Source organism: Nocardia sp. NPDC050408 (assembly GCF_044458905.1).
Classification (GTDB): Bacteria; Actinomycetota; Actinomycetes; order Mycobacteriales; family Mycobacteriaceae; genus Nocardia.
Genome location: NZ_JBITIL010000051.1, coordinates 1 through 4,377 on the forward strand (window position 1 = coordinate 1; position 4,377 = coordinate 4,377).

A 4,377-nucleotide genomic window follows, 5' to 3' on the forward strand; every position below is an offset into this window, starting at 1 on the left:
ATGGAGCTCAGCGGCCATACCCGCCCACTGCGCACCCTGACCCGAAAACACCAACCCCGTCGAACCCGACACCACACGACCAGACACCACACCCGGCACCTGCACACCGCCAGCCAACGCACGCACACCCGCCAACAGACCATCACCACTGTCGGCCACCACAACCCCGCGATGCTCGAACACACCACGCGTCGACGCCAGCGAGAAACCGACATCCACCGGATCGTGGTCGTGCCCGTCCAGGTACGACGCCAGCCGAGCGCCCTGGCCGGTGAGTGCCTCACTACTACGTGCCGAAAGCGTCCAAGGCAGCACAGCCGGGGCAGTCTTCACCACCGGCGCCGCCTTTGCAGCCGGGACCTGCTCGACGATTACGTGAGCATTCGTGCCGCTGATCCCGAACGAGGACACACCAGCGCGACGCGGCCGATCCGTCTCCGGCCACGCCACCGATTCGGTCAGCAACCGCACATGGCCTTCGGACCAGTCGACCTTGCTACTGGGCGCATCGACGTGCAGTGTCTTCGGCAACACGCCGTGGCGCATCGCCATCACCATCTTGATCACACCACCCACACCCGCGGCGGCCTGGGAGTGACCGATGTTGGACTTCAGCGAACCCAACCACAGCGGACGGTCCGCATCCCGGTCTTGGCCGTAAGTGGCAAGCAGCGCTTGGGCTTCAATCGGATCACCCAACGTCGTTCCGGTGCCATGGGCCTCCACCGCGTCAACCTCGGCAGGAGACAATCCGGCATTCGCCAACGCCTGCCGAATCACCCGCCGCTGCGACGGACCATTCGGCGCGGTCAAACCATTAGACGCACCATCCTGATTCACCGCCGAACCAGCAAGCACCGCAAGAACTTCATGACCATTACGCCGGGCATCAGACAGCCGCTCCAGCACCAACACACCGGCACCCTCGGCCCAACCCACACCATCAGCGGCATCCGCAAACGACTTGCACCGACCATCCGGCGACAAACCCCGCTGACGACTGAAATCTACGAAGGTCTCCGGTGTCGCCATCACCGTCACACCACCGGCCAACGCCAGATCACACTCACCCGACCGCAGCGACTGCGCAGCCAAATGCATCGCCACCAACGACGACGAACACGCCGTATCCACCGACACCGCCGGGCCTTCCAGCCCGAGGGTGTAGGCGATGCGGCCGGAGACCAAACTGCCGGTCGCACTGTTCCCGGTGCCCTGGGCATAGTCGTGATACATCACACCAGCGAAAACACCGGTCGAGCTGCCACGCAGCACCACCGGGTCGACACCGGCACGCTCCAACGCCTCCCATGCCGTTTCCAATAGTTGCCGCTGCTGGGGATCCATCATCGTGGCCTCATTGGGCCCGATCCCGAAGAAATCGGGATCGAAGTCGGCAGCAGTGTGCAGGAACCCACCTTCCCGGGTGTAGGACTTGCCCGCGCGGCCAGGCTCCGGATCGTAGATGCCATTGATGTCCCAGCCTCGGTCGACCGGGAGCGTCGTTATCGCATCCCCGCCGATACGGACCAATTCCCAGAGTTCCTCAGGGGAAGTGATCCCTCCGGGGTAACGGCAGGCCATTCCGACCACCGCGATCGGATCGTCGTCAACAGCTCGGCTGGCAATAACCTCGATATCCCGACTGGTACCAGCGAACTCATCGGCCAGATACTCCGCTAAAGCCTGCGGTGTCGGGTAATCGAACACCAACGTCGCAGGCAGCCGCAGACCTGTCACGCTCTCGAGAGCGTTGCGGAACTCGACAGCACTGACCGAATCGAAGCCCAGCTCGCCGAAAGCCTTATCCGCGGCAACCGCATTCGCGTTCTGATGACCCAGAATCGTGGCAACCTGGCCACGCACGATCTCGACGAGAACACCGAAGCGCTCATTGTCGGGAGTATTGGCCAAACGAGCACGTAGTGCCGTGAAGGCGCCCGAGGCCGCTTTCCGGCGAGCGGGGACCAAGCCAGCCAACAGTGTCGGTGCGGCGGCCCCCGCGCTGCGAATGCTCTCTAGATCGAAACGGGCAAGGACGGGAGCCGCCGCGTCGATCTCGATGGCGGCGTCGAACAGCGCGAGACCCTGTTCCTCCGACAGCGGCAGCATGCCCGAACGAGACATGCGGTGCCGGTCGACGTCGCTCAGTTCTGCGGCCATGCCTCCGTCCATGTTCCACAGACCCCAGGCGAAAGACTGGCCGCAGCGCCCAGATGCCCTGCGGTGCGCCGCCAGGGCATCGAGGCACGCGTTGGCCGCGGCATAGTTACCCTGGCCCGCGCTGGCGAACACACCGGCCACCGAGCTGAACAACACGAACGCCTTCAACGGCAGATCGGCAGTCAACTCGTGCAGGTGCAAGGCCGCATCGACCTTGGGCCCCAACACCGCATCAATCCGAGCCGGGGTCAGCGAAGCGATGGCACCGTCATCGAGCACACCGGCCATATGGAACACACCGGTGAGCGGATGGACGGCAGGTACACCTGACAGGACCTCGGCGAGCGCGACACGGTCGGCGACATCACAGGCGACGAACTCGACTTCGGCACCGCGAGACCGCAACTCCGCCCGCAACTCGGTGGCACCGGAAGCGGATTCACCACGGCGACTCAACAGCAACAGCCGGCGCACACCATGGGCGTCGACCAGGTAACGGGCGAACAACCCAGCGAGGAAGCCGCTGGCACCGGTGATCAGAACCGTGTCGTCCGGATCGAAGGGGCCGGGCCCCGGAATGGTCGCGGCAGTGGAATCGACGCGGGCGAGTCGCGCAATGTATACCTGCCCATCACGCACCGCCACCTGCGGTTCCGCCGCAGCCAGCACCCCACCCAGCAACCCATCGAGTCCGGAATCGGTGTCGATCAACACGATCCGACCGGGATTCTCCGCCTGCGCCGAACGAACCAGACCACACACCGCGGCACCAGCCAGATTCGTAACGTCCTCCCCACCAACCGATACCGCACCACTGGTCCGGACCACCAGAACCGACTCACTGAACCGATGATCGGCAACCCAAGCCTGAAGAACCTCCAGAACCTCATGCGTCGCAGCGTGAATGGCAGCGGCATCATCACCCGCCGGGCAGTCCAACACCACCACCGGCGCCACCCGCTCACCGAGATCCGGCCACGCTACCGCGGCGACCTCGCCCTCACGCACCGAAATCGGTGCCCAACCGACCTGGAACAACCCACTACCGGCAACAGATGCATTAGCCGTGAGCTGCGCGGGATCAAACGGCCGGGAAACCAACTGCCGCACCGACGCCACCGCAGCACCAGTCGAATCCGCCAGATCCAGAGCGACGCCATGCTCACCGACACGAGCAAGACGAACACGCAACGCGTCGGCCCCAGCCGCATGCACCGTGACACCGGACCACTCGAACGGCAACGCCAGCCCGGGCCCCTGCGCCGACACGTCACCGGCAAATCGCAACGCATGCAACGCCGCATCCAGCAATGCCGGGTGCAGACCGAAACGCTCCGCCTCGGCCCGAGCCTGCTCAGGCAATTCGACTTCGGCGTAGAGCAGCCCGTCGGATCCACGCCACACCGACCGAAGCGCCTGGAACACCGGACCGTACTGGTAACCCTGCACATCCAGGGAGTCATAAACACCATCGATATCCACCGCGACCGCACCAGAGGGCGGCCACTGCACCAAATCCACAGGCGCACTATCGATTCCCGGTGTAAGCACGCCCTCGGCGTTCAACGCCCAAGTCGCCCCTGGGTCAACACCATCCTCGGAGCAGGAGAAGATCCGCACCCCGCGACGGCCGGTCTCGTCCTCGGCATCCACCACAACGCGCACCGCGAGTCCGGCCGACTCCGACAGTGCCAATGGGGATCGGAGGACCAACTCGTCGAGAGTCGAGCAGCCCACCTGTTCTCCGGCATGCAAGGCAAGTTCGACCAGGCCGGTACCGGGGAAAAGCACGGTGTCCATAACTGCGTGGTCGGCCAGCCATGGGTGCGTCTGCACCGACAAGCGGCCGGTGAGAGTCACCGCGTCGGAGTCCGGTTGCGTGAAAACCACTGAGACCAGGGGGTTTCCGGTAGCGGCGAGACCCATCGCCCGAGCGCCACCACCGCCAGTGGAACCTTCGGCCATCCAATAACGCCGACGCTGAAAAGCGTAGGTGGGCAAGTCGATTCGCTCGGCTCCGGTACCCGCATACAGAGCGGCCCAGTCCACATCGGCGCCGACCACGAACAGCCCGGCCACCCCACCCAGCACAGCCGATGTATCCGCTCGACCTCGACGCGCCAACGCCACCACGGTTGCAGCCGCACTCGTCAATGCCGTTGTCTCTGCGCCATCGAGGATCTGGTTGACCATCGGAAACAGCACGGCATCCGG

The 4,377-nt window shown here is 64.7% G+C and carries 1 protein-coding gene; it reads right to left on the reverse strand.

Annotation, left to right across the window (positions count from 1 at the left end; translation table 11 throughout):
• The coding region (locus ACIBJI_RS42480; protein WP_397088847.1) for a type I polyketide synthase at positions 1–4,356 on the reverse strand (4,356 nt) is incomplete at its 3' end.
• Between the last annotated feature and the right edge of the window lie 21 nt (positions 4,357–4,377).